The sequence below is a fragment of the Scandinavium sp. genome (assembly GCF_032012665.1).
Lineage (GTDB): Bacteria > Pseudomonadota > Gammaproteobacteria > Enterobacterales > Enterobacteriaceae > Scandinavium.
The window spans coordinates 1-17,799 of the sequence record NZ_DALZVG010000023.1; the positions used below are offsets into that span (position 1 = coordinate 1).

At 56.9% G+C, this 17,799-nt stretch carries 14 protein-coding genes; 4 read left to right on the forward strand and 10 right to left on the reverse strand.

All coding sequences use genetic code 11. The annotated features are described in order from the left end of the window. Window positions 1-94: 94 nt before the first annotated feature. Complete coding sequence (gene ldtB / locus RTU33_RS16675; RefSeq protein ID WP_312628845.1) at window positions 95-1,015, reverse strand: L,D-transpeptidase; 921 nt, start codon at window positions 1,013-1,015, stop codon at window positions 95-97. Between the two features lie 227 nt (window positions 1,016-1,242). Here ldtB and RTU33_RS16680 point away from each other — a divergent pair, with 227 nt between their 5' ends. Continuing rightward, complete coding sequence (locus tag RTU33_RS16680; protein WP_312628846.1) at window positions 1,243-2,838, forward strand: ABC-F family ATPase; 1,596 nt, start codon at window positions 1,243-1,245, stop codon at window positions 2,836-2,838. A 290-nt stretch (window positions 2,839-3,128) separates the two neighbouring features. Then, entirely contained in the window at window positions 3,129-3,443 is a 315-nt protein-coding gene (locus RTU33_RS16685; RefSeq protein ID WP_312628847.1) for a hypothetical protein, read from the forward strand. Window positions 3,444-3,610: 167 nt separating this feature from the next. Here RTU33_RS16685 and RTU33_RS16690 read toward each other — a convergent pair whose 3' ends face one another. From RTU33_RS16690 to RTU33_RS16700, 3 genes are all read right to left on the reverse strand, one after another. Continuing rightward, complete coding sequence (locus RTU33_RS16690) at window positions 3,611-3,856, reverse strand: hypothetical protein (protein ID WP_312628849.1); 246 nt, start codon at window positions 3,854-3,856, stop codon at window positions 3,611-3,613. A gap of 144 nt (window positions 3,857-4,000) precedes the next feature. Then, the gene (locus RTU33_RS16695) at window positions 4,001-6,367 is read right to left on the reverse strand and encodes a glycoside hydrolase family 31 protein (RefSeq protein WP_312628851.1); all 2,367 of its coding nucleotides are present in this window, start codon (window positions 6,365-6,367) and stop codon (window positions 4,001-4,003) included. 14 nt (window positions 6,368-6,381) lie between these two features. After that, window positions 6,382-7,683, reverse strand: a complete 1,302-nt coding sequence (locus RTU33_RS16700; protein WP_312628853.1) for an MFS transporter — start codon at window positions 7,681-7,683, stop codon at window positions 6,382-6,384. 285 nt (window positions 7,684-7,968) lie between these two features. Here RTU33_RS16700 and RTU33_RS16705 point away from each other — a divergent pair, with 285 nt between their 5' ends. Beyond that, window positions 7,969-9,060 carry a LacI family DNA-binding transcriptional regulator gene (locus RTU33_RS16705; RefSeq protein ID WP_312628854.1) on the forward strand — a complete coding sequence of 364 codons (1,092 nt, stop codon included), beginning with the start codon at window positions 7,969-7,971 and terminating at the stop codon, window positions 9,058-9,060. Here the strand turns inward: RTU33_RS16705 and RTU33_RS16710 are convergent. The 4 genes from RTU33_RS16710 to RTU33_RS16725 all read right to left on the reverse strand — a co-directional run bounded on the left by RTU33_RS16710 (window position 9,057) and on the right by RTU33_RS16725 (window position 14,896). Continuing rightward, window positions 9,057-10,322, reverse strand: coding sequence for a DUF1479 domain-containing protein (locus RTU33_RS16710; RefSeq protein WP_312628856.1), 1,266 nt, complete (start codon window positions 10,320-10,322; stop codon window positions 9,057-9,059). The two genes, RTU33_RS16705 and RTU33_RS16710, sit on opposite strands and share 4 nt — an antisense overlap. 223 nt (window positions 10,323-10,545) lie before the next feature. After that, complete coding sequence (locus RTU33_RS16715; protein WP_312628858.1) at window positions 10,546-11,355, reverse strand: Cof-type HAD-IIB family hydrolase; 810 nt, start codon at window positions 11,353-11,355, stop codon at window positions 10,546-10,548. A gap of 204 nt (window positions 11,356-11,559) precedes the next feature. After that, a complete protein-coding gene (locus RTU33_RS16720; RefSeq protein ID WP_312628860.1) occupies window positions 11,560-13,992 on the reverse strand; it encodes a formate C-acetyltransferase/glycerol dehydratase family glycyl radical enzyme in 2,433 nt (810 codons plus the stop codon). Window positions 13,993-13,996: 4 nt separating this feature from the next. Next, entirely contained in the window at window positions 13,997-14,896 is a 900-nt protein-coding gene (locus RTU33_RS16725; protein WP_312628862.1) for a glycyl-radical enzyme activating protein, read from the reverse strand. A 134-nt stretch (window positions 14,897-15,030) separates the two neighbouring features. On the opposite strand from RTU33_RS16725, the gene fsa reads away from it, so the two are divergent. Next, a complete protein-coding gene (gene fsa, locus RTU33_RS16730; RefSeq protein WP_312628864.1) occupies window positions 15,031-15,693 on the forward strand; it encodes a fructose-6-phosphate aldolase in 663 nt (220 codons plus the stop codon). 91 nt (window positions 15,694-15,784) lie between these two features. Here fsa and moeB read toward each other — a convergent pair whose 3' ends face one another. Together moeB and moeA are read right to left on the reverse strand one after the other, a co-directional pair. After that, window positions 15,785-16,540 (reverse strand): molybdopterin-synthase adenylyltransferase MoeB, encoded by a 756-nt coding sequence (moeB, locus tag RTU33_RS16735; protein ID WP_312628866.1) that lies wholly within the window; start codon window positions 16,538-16,540, stop codon window positions 15,785-15,787. Continuing rightward, the gene (gene moeA / locus RTU33_RS16740) at window positions 16,540-17,775 is read right to left on the reverse strand and encodes a molybdopterin molybdotransferase MoeA (RefSeq protein WP_312628867.1); all 1,236 of its coding nucleotides are present in this window, start codon (window positions 17,773-17,775) and stop codon (window positions 16,540-16,542) included. The genes moeB and moeA overlap by 1 nt, the downstream gene beginning before the upstream one ends. Between the last annotated feature and the right edge of the window lie 24 nt (window positions 17,776-17,799).

Here is a 17,799-nt window from a genome sequence, read left to right on the forward strand (position 1 = left end):
CTTTTTACACCAGCTACCGGATCGGTCAACCGATCCTTAAACGATCGGCATTAGGTTTCGCAACCTGCCTTTTTTTGTCCTCAGCGCTGAAGGATCAGTTCAGGCGAACTGGCATCCCTGAGCGATCCTGAACGGCCTGGTCCACAACGGTGGAATCCACATCGCTCTGACCCGTCACTGCCTGCACGGATTTGGTCAGGGTGATTGGTACGACTTCACCGCCGTTGAACTGAGCGTCGGTGGTTGACAGCGGGTTGTGAACCTCAATGTAGCGGCTGCCGTCCGGCTCGGTGGTGGCTTTCACAGGCTCATCGATGAACTGCACGCGCGTCCCAACTGGCACGTTCTGGAACAGGAACTTGATGTCGTCGTTACGCAGACGCACGCAGCCGTGGCTCACGCGCAGGCCGATACCGAAGTTAGCATTGGTGCCGTGGATAGCATACAGACGACCGATATACAGGGCGTACAGACCCATCGGGTTGTCCGGACCCGCGGGAACAACGGCCGGCAGCGGTTCGCCTGCGGCAATATATTCCGCGTGCATTTTCGCAGTCGGCGTCCAAGTTGGGCCCGCTTTCTTACGTTCAACCTTGGTGGTCCAGTTAATTGGGGTATCTTTCCCCAGCTGGCCGATACCGATTGGCAGCACGATTACCGTGTTGGTGCCTTTCGGGTAGTAGTACAGACGCATTTCAGCGCTGTTAATCACGATGCCTTCATGTACCGTATCAGGCAGGATCAGCTGCTGAGGGATGTTCAACACCGTGCCACCTTTTGGCAGGTACACGTCGACGCCAGGGTTGGCTTCGGTCATGTTGGACAGACCCATCTGATACTGCGCAGCAAAATACTCAAGCGGCTGCTTGTTATCTTCCGGGATAGTGACCACCTGATTCTGGCCAATCAGACGGCTTCCGTCGGTTGGCAGAGGATAGGTCACAGCAGATGCAGTTTTGCAAAAGCCCATAACGGCAAAAGCTGCCGCGAAAAGCGTAGATAATTTCATTTTCATGTTGTGCGAAGTATCGATGCCAGCAGGCTGTTGTTGGAGAAAAGGAACCTTTAATGGGAGCGCATTATAGGTGCATTCCACGCCGCAGGGAAATCAGATGTGGACGAAATCACACTTTTTTCACCGTCTGGTTCCATGGTGACAGTGTAGCCCGTGCACGAGCAAGGCGATTTTTATTCGGATTTGTGGCAAAATAGGCTGTTTGTCACATCTTTCAGGATACGCCCGTGTTAGTTACCAGCAACGTCACTATGCAGTTCGGCAGTAAGCCGCTGTTCGAAAACATCTCCGTCAAATTTGGCGGCGGCAACCGTTACGGCCTGATTGGCGCCAACGGAAGCGGTAAATCCACCTTTATGAAAATTCTGGGGGGCGACCTGGAGCCGACCCTCGGCAACGTTTCGCTCGATCCTAATGAGCGCATCGGTAAGCTGCGCCAGGATCAGTTCGCCTTTGAAGAGTTCTCCGTGCTTGATACGGTGATCATGGGCCATGCCGAACTGTGGGAAGTGAAGCAGGAGCGCGATCGCATTTACGCGCTGCCGGAAATGAGCGAAGAAGAGGGCTACAAAGTGGCCGATCTTGAAGTCGCCTACGGCGAAATGGACGGCTACTCTGCCGAATCCCGCGCGGGTGAACTGCTGCTCGGCGTGGGTATTCCGCTGGAGCAGCACTACGGCCCGATGAGTGAAGTCGCACCTGGCTGGAAGCTGCGTGTGCTGCTGGCGCAGGCGCTGTTCTCTAATCCGGATATCCTGCTGCTCGATGAACCGACGAACAACCTGGACATCGACACCATTCGCTGGCTGGAACAGACGCTCAACGAGCGCGACAGCACCATGGTTATCATTTCGCACGACCGTCACTTCCTGAATATGGTCTGCACCCACATGGCGGATCTGGACTACGGCGAACTGCGCGTTTATCCAGGCAACTACGATGAATATATGACGGCGGCCACTCAGGCCCGTGAGCGTCTGCTGGCCGATAACGCCAAGAAAAAAGCGCAGATTGCTGACCTGCAATCCTTCGTTAGCCGCTTCAGCGCCAACGCCTCTAAATCTCGTCAGGCAACCTCTCGTGCCCGCCAGATTGATAAGATCAAGCTGGAAGAAGTGAAAGCGTCCAGCCGCCAGAACCCGTTCATTCGCTTTGAGCAGGACAAGAAACTGTTCCGTAACGCGCTGGAAGTGGAAGCGCTCACCAAAGGGTTTGAAGACGGTCCTCTGTTCAAGAACTTCAATCTGCTGCTGGAAGTGGGCGAGAAGATTGCCATCATCGGTGCTAACGGCGTGGGTAAATCCACCATGCTGAAAACCCTGGTGGGTGAAGCTCAGCCGGACAGCGGGACGGTGAAATGGTCCGAAAACGCCAAAATTGGTTACTACGCGCAGGATCACGAGTACGAGTTCGAAAACGATCTCACCGTGTTTGAGTGGATGAGCCAGTGGAAGCAGGAAGGTGATGACGAGCAGGTGGTGCGCAGCTTCCTCGGCCGTCTGCTGTTCAGCCAGGACGACATCAAGAAGCCAGCGAAGGTGCTTTCCGGTGGTGAGAAAGGCCGTATGCTGTTCGGCAAGCTGATGATGGAAAAACCCAACATTCTGGTGATGGATGAACCGACCAACCACCTGGATATGGAATCCATCGAATCGCTGAACATGGCACTGGAAATGTATCAGGGCACCCTGATTTTCGTCTCCCATGACCGTGAGTTCGTTTCTTCACTGGCGACCCGCGTAATCGAAATTACGCCAGAGCGCGTGATCGACTTCAGCGGCAACTACGAAGATTATCTGCGCAGTAAAGGCATCGACAACTGATTTCTCGTCGTCTTTCACGCTGCAACAGTGTTGGCTGCACCCGCGCACCCCGGTCACTTACTTTAGTAAGCTCCCGGGGATTTGCGGACTTGCCGCCTTGTTGCAGCGCGAAATCCATAGGGAAATATATTCACATTCTCGTGTGCATCTGCGTAACCGGGGTTTTCTCCCGCCCGACCGCCTTATTTTTAAACGCTTCCGCAACACCTTCGTAATCCCACGATCTCCCCATTATTTCTGCACAATTCTGTGAAGAAATAGCGACTGAATTTTCAGTGGCAGGAGGGGCTATGCGTGAGTTTTCTTTTTATTCCGGCGTATCAGAATCCGCTCTTTATCGTTATCACATTCGGGAAACCGGACAGGTTTATCACGTGACGATTTGCCTTCAGCAGGACGATGCCGAAGAGCAGATCATTGGCCACAAAGTGCTGCGTAATATCACTCGTCAGGACATAATTCGCGAATGTGTCTCGCATTGCCGACGCCGAAGCGTGCAGGACAAATCCTGCGAGCGAACAGAGTGGCTAACCCGCCTGCGTAACTGGGCGCTATGCAGTCTTACGGTAGTGGCATTTATCCGCCTGATGATGCTTCGGTCCTGACGGGAGAAGGCGATGCTGATTGTGCTGACGCTGTTGACGCTGATGCTGTACTGCGTGCTGATCGGATTTTTGATTGCGGCAATCTGACGAGAAAAGTGCCCGGTGACTCTGCGCGGGAATAGCGGTAGACCCGGCAAGACGAAGCCGCCGCCGGGCATCCTGCAACATTAGTGGTGATGCGGAACGGGAAGCGGATAGCCGTTGCTGGTCGTTGCGGTGCGGGTAAAGGTGCCTGGTGCATAAGCCTGAGCGATGTCGCCATCATTTTCATCGGCTGAAAAACGGCTCAGCGCGGTGGTTTTGACGGTTGTGGCTGACGCAGCGGCGGCTTCCGGGGACGGTTTTTCCTGAAAGGCCAGTGCGCTGGTGGAGCCAAGGGCAAGAACAACGGCGAAAGCGGTGAATATTTTCATTATGGATTGTCCGCAGATTAAGAGGCCCTTTGACATTATCCTGCGGTTGTAAAAAACGCCATGCGCTGTTACACGCATGACGCAGTTAGTTACAGCTGGACATTAATTTGTTCTGCCCTTCCAAAGGGAAAGGGCCGCCAGGCCTTACTTCAGGCACCACTCATCGCTGGCTTCGCCGTTAATCAGCAGCTGACGCTTCTCGCCCACAGGTAATGTCACCTTCAGCGCATTCCACGCCGGGCGGAAATCACCGCGCGGGTTCAGCTTCAGATTAATGGTGCTACCGGTGCATTCCATTTCCCACTCAAGCCACAGCGCTTTGCCCTCTTTGTAGCCCCAGGTTTCGCCGTCATCTTCAAACAGCAAGCCGTGCTCTGACCCCACGCCCTTCAACGGGAACAGCTTCAGTTCGCGGTTGGTGTCGTCCTGCGGTTTCACATGCTTAATGCGATCGCTTAGCGGCAGACCGGCACCGGCGCGAACCAGCAGCGGCAGTTTTTCCAGCGGCGCATCGACGGTGATCCACTGGCCGCCGGAGAACCATTCGCCGGTGTAGAAATCGTACCAGCCCGTTTCGTTGGCTGGCAGCCAGACCGGGCGCTGACGCTGGCCCTGTTCCACCACGCTTGCCACCAGCAGATCGCGGCCCAGCAGGAAGTCATCGCACTCGGCGAAGGTCTGCTCGTCGTGTTCGTGATCGAGGAAAGTAGGGCGCAGCATCGGTTCATCGTCGGCGTGTGCCTGCCACAGCAGAGTGTAGAGATACGGCATCAGGCGGTAGCGCAGCTCAATCGCACCGCGAATGCATGGCGTGATCGCCGGGTACATCCACGGTTCGTTAACGGTATGGTCATCGTTCCAGGAGTGGATGGTAAAGCGCGGATGCATTACGCCGTTCTGCACCCAGCGGACGAACAGCTCTGCATCGGGCTTATCGCCGGAGAAACCGCCGACGTCGTGTCCGACGTTAAACAGCCCGGAGAGGCTCATACCCACGCCCATGCGGGTGTTATAGCGCAGGGTATCCCAGTTGGTGCGGTTATCACCGCTCCAGGTCTGCACGTAGCGCTGCATCCCGGCGCAGCCGGAGCGGGAAATCAGATACGGACGTTTTTCCGGCGCGAAACGCTGTTGCGCTTCCATGGAGGCGCGCATCATCAGCAGCGGCATGACCGGGCGAATGTGCTTAATGGCGATTTCCTGACCGAAGCCAAAGCAGCGCGCTTCGCCATCCCAGACTTCATATTCGTTGTTGTCGTTCCAGGTGGAGTCGATGCCCATCTCCAGCAGCTGGGTGGTCACGCCTTCCTGCCACCAGGCTATGGTCGCCGGATTGGTGAAGTCGAGGTGGGAACCTTCGTCATCCCAGAACACCGAGCGTTCCGGCGCGTTGGCTTCGGAATCACGCACGAACAGGCCTTTCTCCGCCACTTCGTTATAGCGTGGGTGATCCTGTAACAGGCACGGCTTGATATTGGCCGCAAGCTTCAGGCCTGCATTGTGGAACGCCTGGCTCACCACCTTCGGCTGCGGCACTTTGTCGTAGTTCCAGTTAAACACGTAGCGTTTGCCGTTGATCGAGGTATAGCCGGACGAAAGCTGGAATGAATCGCAAGGGATGGCATGCTCGTCGCACAGGCGGATAAAGTTCATCAGCTGGTTCTGCGCGTCCGGCGCATCGGTGTAATGCATGGTTGAACCGCTGTATCCGAGGCTCCATTTTGGCCCGAACAGCGTTTTGCCCGTCAGACGCACGAAGGATTTAGTGATATCCAGCACGCGCTTGCCGGTGAACAGGTAGTAGTCGATATCACCCGCTTCGGCCTGCCAGCGGCGATAGGCGGTGTGATAGTTGTCGAGCTCGTTGCCCAGATCCAGCCAGCAGCTGCTCAGGTTATCGTAGAAAAGGCCGACGCTCACGTCATCCCGGCGGGTGATGGTGAACGGAATATGCTTATAGAGCGGGTCGGTGCTGACCGCGTTGTAGCCCATTGCGTCCAGGTTACGCATTTCATAGCGTTTACCGGTGCGCTGTAAATCACCCGCTTTTTCGCCAAGACCGTAGAAGCGCTCGTCCTTCTGACGCTTCAGGTAGTGCGCCACGCCGTCGCCATGGACATTCACCAGATAGGCACTGGTCGGACGGTCACCGGTCAGATACTGCCACTCGCCCGCTTCATTTTTGTAGTGCCACTCCAGCCACAGCGGCTGGTGGACGGTGACGCGCAGCTGTGAGGTGCTGATGGTGAGGCTGTCGTCTTTTTTCTCCAGCGTCCACGCAGGCAGGCTGAATCCGGAGAGATCGTCGCGGGAACGACCTTCCCACGGCACGTCCTGGCCCGGCGCGATGCTCCAGGTTTTGTCCAGCGCCAGTTTGCCCTGACGTTTAAGCAGCACGCGGAACAGGTTTTCTTCCAGCATGTACAGGCAGAGCGTGTGCTGGCCGTCGACGGCCAGCTCGACGTGGTGGGCGGATTGTTTTTCGAAGGACCAGTGTTTAAGCGTTTTCATATCAAAACCTATACTCAGGCGCGTTTAGCGCGACGTTCAGCAATAAATGCAACCAGGAAGACTGCGCCAATCAGGTCAAAGAAGCCCATGGCGATAAACAGCGGGTTGAAGCCAATCTTGTCGGCCGTTACCCCAATAATCAGAGAGAACAGGAAGCTTGCGATCCACGCCGCGGAGCCACGCATGCCGTTGACGGTCGCCATCTGGCCTTTGTCGAACGACTCGACCACCAGGGCGCTCAGCATGCAGGAGATTATCTGGTGGCCAAAGCCGCCGATGGAGATCAGCGCAATTGCCACATACGGGTTATTGGTGAAGGCCATTGCCGCCAGGGAGAGCATCAGGAACGCCCCGCTGACGGAAGAGGCCACAATAGAGTTCACGCGGGTGCAGCCGAACACGCGGACATAGAGTCGGGTGAGATAGCCACTCGCCACGCTGCCCAGATCGGCGGCGAGGAACGGCAGCCAGGCGAACAGTGCAATCTGCTTGAGCTCCATACCGTAGGCTTTGGCGAGGTACAGCGGTACCCAGAAGCTCATTACCGCCCAGGCCGGTTCCGCCATAAAGGCCGGGATGGCAATGCCGTAGAAACGTTTGTTCTTACCAATCGTGCGCAGCGCGGTGAAGAAGGGCAGCTTGACCGGTGGCGCTTCGTTATCCTGGTTGATGAAGGCCAGCTCTTCTTTGCTCAGGTTTGGGTGCTTATCAGGGTTGTGGTAGAACGCCCACCACAGAACCACCCACACCAGCGCCAGAAAACCGGTAAACATGAACGCGCCCTGCCAGCCGAAGGAGGCGTGGGCAAAGTAGATGATTGGCGGGGCCAGCATTGCACCAATGGAGAAACCGACGCCAGCCCAACCGGCGGCAATCGGGCGCTCAGATTTTGGGAACCATTCGCCGATGGTTTTCGCGTTCGCCGGCGTCGCAGCCGCTTCGGAGGCACCCATGCCAAAACGCAGCAGCGCCATATGCAGCCAGCTTCCTGCGCCCGCGTGGGCGATACAGGCAACGGCCCACAGAATCGCACAAATCATAAAGCCGAGTTTCAGGCCGATAACGTCAATCAGCCAGCCGCAAATTGGCTGGAAGATCGTATAGGCCAGCTGGAAGGCGCCAACGATCCAGGAGTACTGTTCGGTGGTAATGCCCAGTTCGGTTTTCAGCTCGGGCGCGAGAATGCCCAGTGAGTTGCGCGTGATGTAGTTTACGGTAACGCCCAGAAGGAAAAGCACCAGCACCCACCAGCGCAGGTTTTTCACTACGCGGCGCGATTTGCTGACCGTCATATCGTTATTAATACCTTGGCTCATAGAATTCTCCACAAGACGGTTTGTAGGGGGGAAGATGACCGACTCGATCCGTGAGTTGTCACACCAGTTTTTCTATTTTCTTGAAACCTAATGGTTTTCTTTTGGTAAGCTCCCATATAACTAGTATGGAAGTTGTCAGGCCAATTCAGGGTAAGGCAGAAAAATCGGCGCTGATAGCCTGATTTATGCAAGTTTTTTCATAAGGTGGGCAAAACTTCCCGGTTAGTCACATTCACCCCTTTGTGGACAGGGTAAATTAACCATGAAAATTCTTTCATTTTCAAAATGGAGGTAGATCACAAATTGGATAAAAAGCTCAAAATCGCCGAAATTGCCGCCCGGACAGGCCTTTCCGGCAGCACCGTTTCCCGGGTGCTGGCGGGCAAAGCCAACACCAGTGAAAAGGCGCGAGAGCGGGTGCTTGCTTGTGCACGTGAGCTGGGCGTGATGGAAGGCATGGCCGCAGGCAGAATGTTGCTGAACAGCCTGATTGTCTTTGCGCCGCAGCGGGCGTTCGATGAGCGGTCCGACATCTTTTACTACCGCGTGATCCAGAGCATCAATAAAGCGCTGTCGCCGCATGAGGTGCGCCTTCGTTACTGCGCGCTGGAGGAAAACGACAGTGATGCCAACCTGTTTCTGGCGCGAATGAATGAGGCCGAAACCCAGGCGGCGATCCTGCTCGGTATCGACGATCCGCACATTCACGATCTGGCGGCGGATTTCGCCAGGCCCTGCGTGCTGATCAACTGTCGCGATGAGCGCATGCGTTTGCCGTCGATCGCGCCGGATCACCGCCTGATTGGCCAGTTTGCTGCCCGGTATCTGTTCGATATGGGTCACCGTTCGGTGGTGAACGTGATGTGCCTGCGCCGCTACACGATGGAGCTCAGATTGATGGGCATTCGTGAGGCGTGGAAGAACGGCAACCTCCGTTTTCAGGACGCCCGCGATTTGATAACCGTGCCGAGCTTCAGTGCAAAAGAAACAGAAGAGAAAGTGGGGGCCTGGCTGGATGCCCTCGGCGGCAAGCCGCTGCCGACGGCGTTTCTGGTCGGTGGGGATTTTATGGCCGCAGGTACGATAAACGCGCTTCAGCAGCGTGGGCTACGGGTGCCGCAGGATGTGTCGGTGATGAGCATCGACGGTTTCAACCTGGCCGCGATTCAGGATGTGCCGCTGACGGCTATCCACGTGCCGCGTGATGAGCTGGGCGTAGAGGCCGTGCAGATGCTACAGCAGCGGCTGATTCGTCCAGAAGCGCCGTGCGGTTCTCTTCTGCTGCATGGCCAGCTTGCCGTGAGGGAATCCGTCCGGCGGATACGTCCAGGCACGCGACGTACCGCCGTTGAACGGGAAGGGCTGTACGATGATTAAACAGGTATGCCCAGGGCGCGCTTTCCGTGAACGTTCAAATCGCTAAGCGTAAAACGATCTTCCCATATTGTTTCATAATCCTCACGCGGGAAGTCGCCCGGCGAAGCGCCTTTTTCCAGCGCCGCTTTCACCTTCTGCGCATAGGCGAGGTTTTTCTCACACATTGGCGCCGCCGGAATGTACATCACGTTGCCCCAGCCCTGCTGATCGGTAACCGGGGCAACGGCGTGGATCACGTCGCAGTGCCACCAGACCGAATCACCCGGCTCCAGCGCCGGAATGGAAGTCAGGGCTTTGACCAGCAGCGGATGCCACCGTTCAGAGATGGGCAGCACGCGGCCGGGTGCCACGCCGCAAAGTTCATCTTCGGGGACATCGTCAAGCAGCGGGCGCAGCAGCACGTAGGCCATGGCCTCCGGAATCGGCACGACGTGCAGCAGTCCTTGATCCCGAATCATTTCTGAAAGCGCCGTCCAGCCCTGGAAGGTGCGGAAAACAGAACATTTAGTGGTGTTATCCACCGTATACTCTTCCACTTCGGTGCGATGCGCCGCATCCCATGGGTCGAAATGCGTGAAGTCGCCATTGAACACGTTGGCGAAAACCTTCTGATAAGCAGGCAGCAGCCAGCGCTCAAGCGCTCCGGAATCGGTGTGTGCGCCAAGCCCTTTCGACGTGGTGCCCGGCGGTCGGCGGCGGATGCGATCCGGGTAAATGACGCTGACGTCCGGGTCGAACCACTGTTTACCTTCGCTTTCAAAGCGCCACAGGCGATTCAGGAACGACTGCACGGTCGCCATTTCCGGACTCTGCCGGGCCTGCATTTGCGCCTGCGACCAGTAGATCGGATAGATCTCCGGGCGTGAGGCCGTCAGGGTGCCGAAGAAGTTATCGCCCGGCCCTTTGTACACATCGTCAAAGTGGTTGCGATCGAGGTAGTCGAGCATTGAGCGGTCCCAGCCCAGCGCCTGCTCGCGGGGAAAATGTCCTTTGATCACCGCACAGCCTCTGCGCTTGATCTCCTCACGCTGGGCTTCAGTAATCTTGCCGGCGGCCAGGTCGCTATAAGCAATCACTGGCCAGACCGGTTTGCCGCTGGCTTTTAGCGCCTCGATCTGCGCCACGCGGGCTTCAATGTGGGCGGTAAGTTTGTCGAACACGCCCTGCACGTCACCAATCTGCGCACGCAGCGCTTGTTTCACTTCGCGGATAGCCGCTTTGTGATCGGCAGGCAGGGTTTCACTGGAACAGGTAAGCGTCATGATGGACCTCTCAATCTTTCATTCGAAAGTAATTTAACTTACATGTGATACTTTAAGTTAAAATTAGGTTAATGCAAGTTAAATAACTTGATGCTTCTCACGAACCGGAAAGGGGTTTGAAATGCCTGATGGCGCTGCGCTCATCAGGCCTGTGGAGTATCAGTGCATCAGGGTTTTGTAGGCCGGAAAAGGCCATGCCGCATCCGGCATGGCATAGAGGGGATCAGAAAGGAGAGGTGCCGTCCAGCACGGCCTGAATCACGTTCAGAGCACCGTCGTGGTTGTTATCGTCCGTCTGGTAACGGGCGATGGCTTTGATGCTGTCGGCGGCGTTGCTCATGGCGAAAGAGTATTTCACCAGCTGCAGCATTTCGGCATCGTTGCCGCTGTCGCCAATGCCCACGCACTCCTGCGGTGAGAGCTGCCAGTTTTTCAGCAGGCGGCTGATGCCGTTGGCCTTGTGCAGGCCCGGGATGATCAGATCCACAAAGCCAAAGCCGCTGGTGACGGGCTTCATTATGCCGTCGAGCGAGACGTGCAGGGCATCAATCAGCTGCGGAATGTCGCTGTCGGGGAGATTCAGTGAGAACTTGAAAAGCTTGTCGTCGATCTGCTGATAATCCGACACTGGCTTCAGGCGGTGATAGTGCTTCGACATCAGCTTCACAAAGGCTTCCGGCGCTTTGTCGCTGACGTACGCGCTTTCCAGCCCGCAGGCCACGAAGTTTAGCTGGGGATCTTTGAGCAGCTCGCCGATGACCACCTGAGACTCATGGCGCGTTAGCTCTCCGTGGAACAGCTCTTTGCCGTGCTGATACACCAAAGCGCCGTTTTCGGCGACGAAAGAAATTTGGTCACGAATTTCAGGGAAGAAGGAGATGAGCTGCCAGTACTGGTTGCCGCTTGCCACAACGAATTCAATATCGCGTTGTTTAAGCTGCTGAAACTGCGCCAAAAAGCGTTCACGATGGTACTGCTTGGCATCATTAAGAAAAGTTCCGTCCATATCTGTGACGATAACTTTAACGGTCATACGAAGGCTCCTGGCGTTAACTGCGTTCAGGAGCATTCTAGTGATAATGTGACGGAAACCTCAAATTTATTTCATTCGTAAGTGAAGTGAGGCTTAAATGCCGGGTGGCAGCTTCGCCTTATCCGGCCTACTCACGACCAACGTAGGCCCGGCAAGCGTAGCGCCGCCGGGCATTTAGCCCGCACGAAACCTGGTTTTTGAGCCTTAAAGCGTATGTTCAGTACGAGCGATAATATCGTCCTGAGCATCCGGCGACAGCGCGGTGAAGAATGCTGAATAGCCCGCCACGCGCACCACCAAATCACGATACTGGTCCGGGTGTTTCTTCGCCTCCAGCAGCGTTTCGCGCGACACGATGTTGTACTGAATGTGCCAGCCTTTGTGCACTTCGAAGAAGGTGCGCAGCAGCACCATCAGCTTCTGGCGGTCAGAATCATTATCCAGCGTTGCCGGATTGAGCTTCTGGTTCAGCAGTACGCCGCCGAGAATCGCAGCGGTAGGCAGCTTGCCAACGGAACCGATCACCGCCGTTGGGCCGAGATGATCGGTGCCGGAAGCCGGGCTTGCGCCTTCCGCCAGCGGCGTATGCGCTTTGCGTCCGTCAGGGGTTGCCATGGTCGCCGCGCCAAACGGTACGTTTGCGGAAATGGAGGACGTCCCTGCGTAGTAGTCGCCGCCAATCGGGCCGCGGCCGTGACGTGGGTTGTGGTACTGCTTCAGCTCGTCAATATAGGTCTGATAGGCACGAACCAGCAGGGCATCTACGGCGTCATCGTCGTTACCGTATTTCGGCGCGCCGTTAATCAGACGCTGGCGCAGCTGTTCGTGGGTCAGGCCCTCGAAGTCGTCGGCAAGCGCGGCGGCAAGCTGCTGCTGCCCGATAGCCCCCTGCTCAAAGACCAGCTTTTTGACGGCGGCCAGGCTGTTGCCGAGGTTGGCAATCCCCACCTGCAAGCCCGACACCCAGTCATACTTTGCGCCACCTTGCTTAATGCTTTTCGCCCGTTCGATGCAGTCATCCACCAGCGCCGAACAGAGAATGTCATGCACGTTCTCTTCAAGCATGGTGTCGACAACGTACTCAATTTCAATGGACTTGCGGGTGTAGTAGCGAATCTGCGTATCCCAGGAGGCCATGATTTCATCGAAGGTGCTGAAATTGCCCTGCGACAGCGCCTTGCTCTGCGGCAGGAAGATTTCACCGCTGGTGGCATCGCGTCCGCCTTCCATCGCCGCCAGCATCACGCGGGCGAAGTTGATAAAGCTCATGCCGGTGCAGCGATAGCCCCATTTGCCGCCGACGGCGGTTTCAATGCAGCCGATAGCTGCATAGTCGTAAGCGTCCTGTTTTTCCACACCGAGCTTAATGAATTCCGGAATGACGATTTCATCGTTGTTAAAGGCGGGCATTCCGAAGCCGCAGCGGATCACCTGCACGCAGGCGTCGAGGAAGTCGTTGCTCATGCCCGCGTGGTAACGCACGCTCAGATTTGGCTGGGTGGAGCGCAGACGACCGCAGGATTCCAGAATTGCATAAGAGAGCGGGTTGACCGCATCCATCGCTTCATCGTTCACCAGCTTCTGGCCGCCGATGGTGACGTTCTGATACAGCGGGCTGCCGGCGGACGCTTTTGAGTGCGAACCGGAACGGATTTTGTTCACTTCCAGCAGCTTCAGCCAGCAGGCGTGCAGCAGCTCAATGGCCTGTTCGCGCTGGAGAGAATGGTTCAGCTCCACGTCGCGGCGGTAGAACGGATACAGATACTGGTCCATGCGGCCAAAGGAAACTGAGTGACCGTTGGACTCAATTTGCAGGATAAGCTGAATAAAGTAGCTGAGCTGTAGCGCCTGCCAGAAGGTTTTTGGCGGTTCGTGGGCGATAACATCGCAGTTTTCCGCCATCGCCAGCAGCTCGTCGCGGCGCGCTTCACGAGATTCTTCCGCAGCCATTTTACGTGCCAGATCGGCAAAGCGTGTGATATGCAGGCTGACCGCTTCCAGAACGATATCAATGCCTTTCAGGAACTGTTCGCCGTGCAAATCTTCCAGCACGGTCAGGTTAATGCGCGAGCGACGTTCGGCCACTTTTTCGCGCAGGCCATCGAGCCCTTTTTCCAGCAGCAGTGGGAAGTTCACCGCCAGGTGCGCATCGCCGGAGGTCATATTGCCCTCGGCTTTAATGATGCCCGTTGCCAGCAGCGCTTTCTGCTCGTCGGTGAACATGCCATAGCAGCGATCCTGCACGGTCTGACCGTTCCACCACGGGCAGATTTCATGCAGCACGCGCTTATTTTCTTCGCTCACCGCAAAGCCCGCGCCCGGACGGTCGGCAAGGTCGTCGATCTCTTTTTCAATCCAGCTGACGGTATATTCCGGGAATATCGGCGCGGCGCGCACTTCGCTGGCCTGGTTGCCGATGATCAGCTCATCGTGTTTGATCCAGATGGTGCGTTCCGCCAGATGGTGAGCCAGCGCCAGCGCACGGCGTACCGGAATCGGTTTATCCATATTCTGCTGGTAAACGGTGGTGTAATGACGGGCGCGCTCGGTGCAGACCGGCGGCTTAACGATGTGAATCAGTGCGTTTTTATGCGCCTTGATGCGGTCGGTCAGTTTATCAAGAATCAGAGTGGTCATCGTATTATCCTCGTAGGGTCGCAGTCAGCCCTTTTTCCCGGGCCGTTTGCTGGGCAAAATCCAGCAGTTCCGGGGCATCGAGCGGCTTGTCGGGAGCAGAGTAGGGTACGCCGAGCAGGCTGTACTTATTCATGCCGAGCGTGTGGTACGGTAAGAAGTGGATGTCGCTGACGTGGAGTTGGTCAGCGGCGAAGTCGGTTATGGCCTTGATTGAGGCTTCATCGGCGTTGAAACCCTGAATCAGCGGCACGCGAATGGTCATCTTTTTACCCGCTGCCGCGAGGCGCTTGAGGTTATCCATTACGCGTTTTGCGGAGCCGTCAGTCCATTGCCGGAACTTATCGGTATCAACATGCTTGAGGTCAGCAAGGAACAGATCGATATACGGCAGGGCAGGTTCGATGTATTTCCACGGTACGTGCAGGCAGGTTTCTACCGCCGTATGAATGCCCTGCTCGTGGCTGGTTTTCAGCAGCGAGAGCACCAGCTCCGGGTTCATAAAAGGTTCGCCGCCGGAGAGGGTCAGGCCGCCGCCGCTGCGATCGTAGAAAGGTTTGTCACGCAGCACGGTCGTCATAATGTCGTCCACGCTTTTGACTTCACCGCAGACGGTGAGCGCCTGAGTCGGGCAGCAGCCATTCAGCGCGTTCAACTGCGGCTGTTCAAGTCTTTCGCGATGAATAATGAGGCCATTCAGCGTACGTTCGATAACGCCGGGGGCAGCCTGCTGGCAGAGATCGCAGCCGTCGAGGCATAGACGCGCATCAAACAGCAGATCCTGCGTGCGGGCACGGCTTTCCGGGTTCTGACACCAGCGGCAGCCGAGCGAGCAGCCTTTCATAAAGACAACGGTGCGAATACCGGGGCCATCATGGGTCGAGTAGCGCTGAATGTTGAAGATCATAATTCGCCTCTTTGCTTTCGTGTAAAGATTAAATAACTTTCGAATGAAAGTGATTTTGACGTGAATCAACAAAGCGCGCGGTTGCGGCGTGGTAGTCTTAAAGCATGCAGAACCTCACATTTTAAGGAACCGGTATGGAACTCTATCTGGATACATCTGATGCTGCCGCGGTCAAAAAGCTGGCGCGCGTTTTCCCACTGGCGGGCGTGACAACGAATCCGAGCATTGTGGCGGCAGGCAAAAAGCCGCTCGAAACGCTGCTGCCTGAATTGCAGGACGCGCTCGGCGGGCAGGGGCGTTTATTCGCCCAGGTGATGGCGAACACGGCTGAAGGAATGGTGAGCGATGCGCGTAAGCTGCGCAGCATCATCGCTGATCTGGTGGTTAAAGTACCGGTAACGGCCGAAGGTTTAGCGGCAATTAAGATGCTGAAAGCCGAAGGGATCCCGACGCTCGGTACGGCGGTTTACGGCGCAGCGCAGGGGATGCTGGCGGCGCTGGCTGGTGCTGAGTATGTGGCACCTTATGTGAACCGCATTGATGCGCAGGGCGGCAGCGGTATTCGTAGCGTGGAAGAGTTACAGCAGCTGCTGGAACTGCATGCCCCGGAATCAAAAGTGCTGGCCGCGAGCTTCAAAACGCCGCGTCAGGCGCTGGACTGTCTGCTGGTGGGCTGTCAGTCCATCACGCTGCCGCTGGACGTTGCTCAGCAGTTTATCGCCTCACCGGCGGTGGATGCCGCTATCGACAAGTTTGAACAGGACTGGATGGGGGCGTTTGGGCGGTCTTCTCTGTAAAAATTGCCCGGTGGCGGCTTTGCCTTACCGGGCCTACAGACTGTCTGGGATCTCGTAGGCCCGGTAAGCGTAGCGCCACCGGGCAACAATCTCACGTGCGACTACAAACCTCACACCCTGCAAACCGCATCAGCTTCATCTCCCGGAACTGGCAGGTCATCGCGTCATACATCACGATTTTCCCGGCGGCAGGCGTGCCGTATGTCGTGAGCAGCTTGATGGCCTCCATTGCCTGAAGGGAACCGATAACGCCGACCAGCGGAGCCATCACTCCAGCCTCCACGCAGGTGAGGGCGTTTTCGCCGAACAGGCGGCTCAGGCAGCGATAACAGGGTTCATCCGGCTGATAGGTAAACACGCTGATTTGCCCTTCCATGCGAATGGCGGCGCCGGACACCAGCGGCGTTTTATGCGTAAAACAGCCTGCGTTGAGCTGATTGCGGATCGCCACGTTATCGGTGCAGTCGAGCACCAGATCGTGCGCAGCAATTTGCTCACGTAAAGCAGCTTCATCAAGCTGAGCGTCGATACAGGTGAACTGCACGTGCGGGTTGATGCATTCAAGCGCCTCGCGGGCCGAGATCACCTTCGGCTGGTCGATTGTCACATCGCTGTGCAGCGTCTGGCGTTGCAGATTTGAAAGCGACACCGTATCGAAATCGAGCAGCGTCATCTGCCCGACGCCCGCCGCTACCAGATACTGCGCAGCCGCGCAGCCGAGGCCGCCAAGCCCGACGACCAGCACTCGCGAAGCTTTCAGCTTCTCCTGACCGTCAAAGTCGAAACCACGAAGCACAATTTGCCGGTTGTAGCGCAGCGTCTCCGCATCGCTCAGCTCCACGCTCATTACAGCCCTCCGAACAGCGCGTTAAACGGCTCCACGTCAACCCATTCACCGGCATCAACGTGGCCGCGGTCGCGCTCAAGCACGATGAAGCAGTTGCCCTGACTGAAGGAGCTGAAGATATGTGAGCCCTGATGGCCGGTGGTCGCTACGGTCAAATCGCCGTTCTCATCGCGCGTCAGCATGCCACGCTGGAAGTCGAGGCGGCCCGGCGATTTTTTCAGGCGCGTTGAGGTGCGAACGCGCAGACGTGGCGGCAGGCCTGAAGCGGGATTACCGCCCAGTTTTGCCAGCAGCGGCTGCACCAGCTGATAGAACGTCAGCGCCGCAGAGACAGGATTGCCCGGCAGGCCACAGAACCAGCTGTGGCTCAGTTTACCGAAGGCAAAGGGTTTGCCGGGCTTGATGGCAAGCTTCCAGAAGGCGATTTCACCAAGCTCATCAAGAATAGTTTTGGTGTAATCCGCTTCGCCCACGGAGACGCCGCCGGAGCTGATAACCACGTCCGCTTTGCTGTCGGCTTCGATAAACGCCGCCCGCAGCTTGTTCTGATCGTCCGGAATAATCCCGAGGTTGATCACTTCGCAGCCGAGCTGTTCCAGCATCAGATGAACGGCAAGGCGGTTAGTGTCATAAATTTGCCCCGCAGCCAGCGGCTCACCGGGTAATTTAAGCTCATCGCCGGTGGAGAACACCGCCACGCGCACTTTGCGTACCACGTCTACATTGGCGATACCCAATGACGCTAACACGGGGAGTTCGGCAACTGTCAGGCGTGTACCACGCGGGAATACTGCATGGCCTGCGCGAATATCTTCCCCGCACAGGCGAATGTTCTGGCCAGCTTTGACGCTGGCGGTGAAACGCACGCCGTCGTCGGTCTGTTCGGTTTCTTCCTGCATCACCACGGCCTCACAGCCTGGCGGCACCGGCGCACCGGTCATGATCCGCACGCAGGTGCCCGCAGGCCATTCGCCTTCGAAGGGCTGTCCGGCAAAGGCTTTTCCGGCGACTCTCAGCGGCTTGCCTTCGGCCAGATCGGCCAGACGTACGGCGTAGCCGTCCATCGCTGAGTTATCAAAGCCCGGGACGTCGAGCGGCGACACCACATCTTCGGCGGTAATACGGCCGAAAGCCTGCACCAGCGGCAGCGTTTCGCTGGCGTTCAGCGGGGAAATACGGTCCAGCATCTCGTTAAGCGCCACGTCGAGCGGCATGAGTCCGGCGTTAAAATCCATTACTACACTCCTGCGACAAATCGT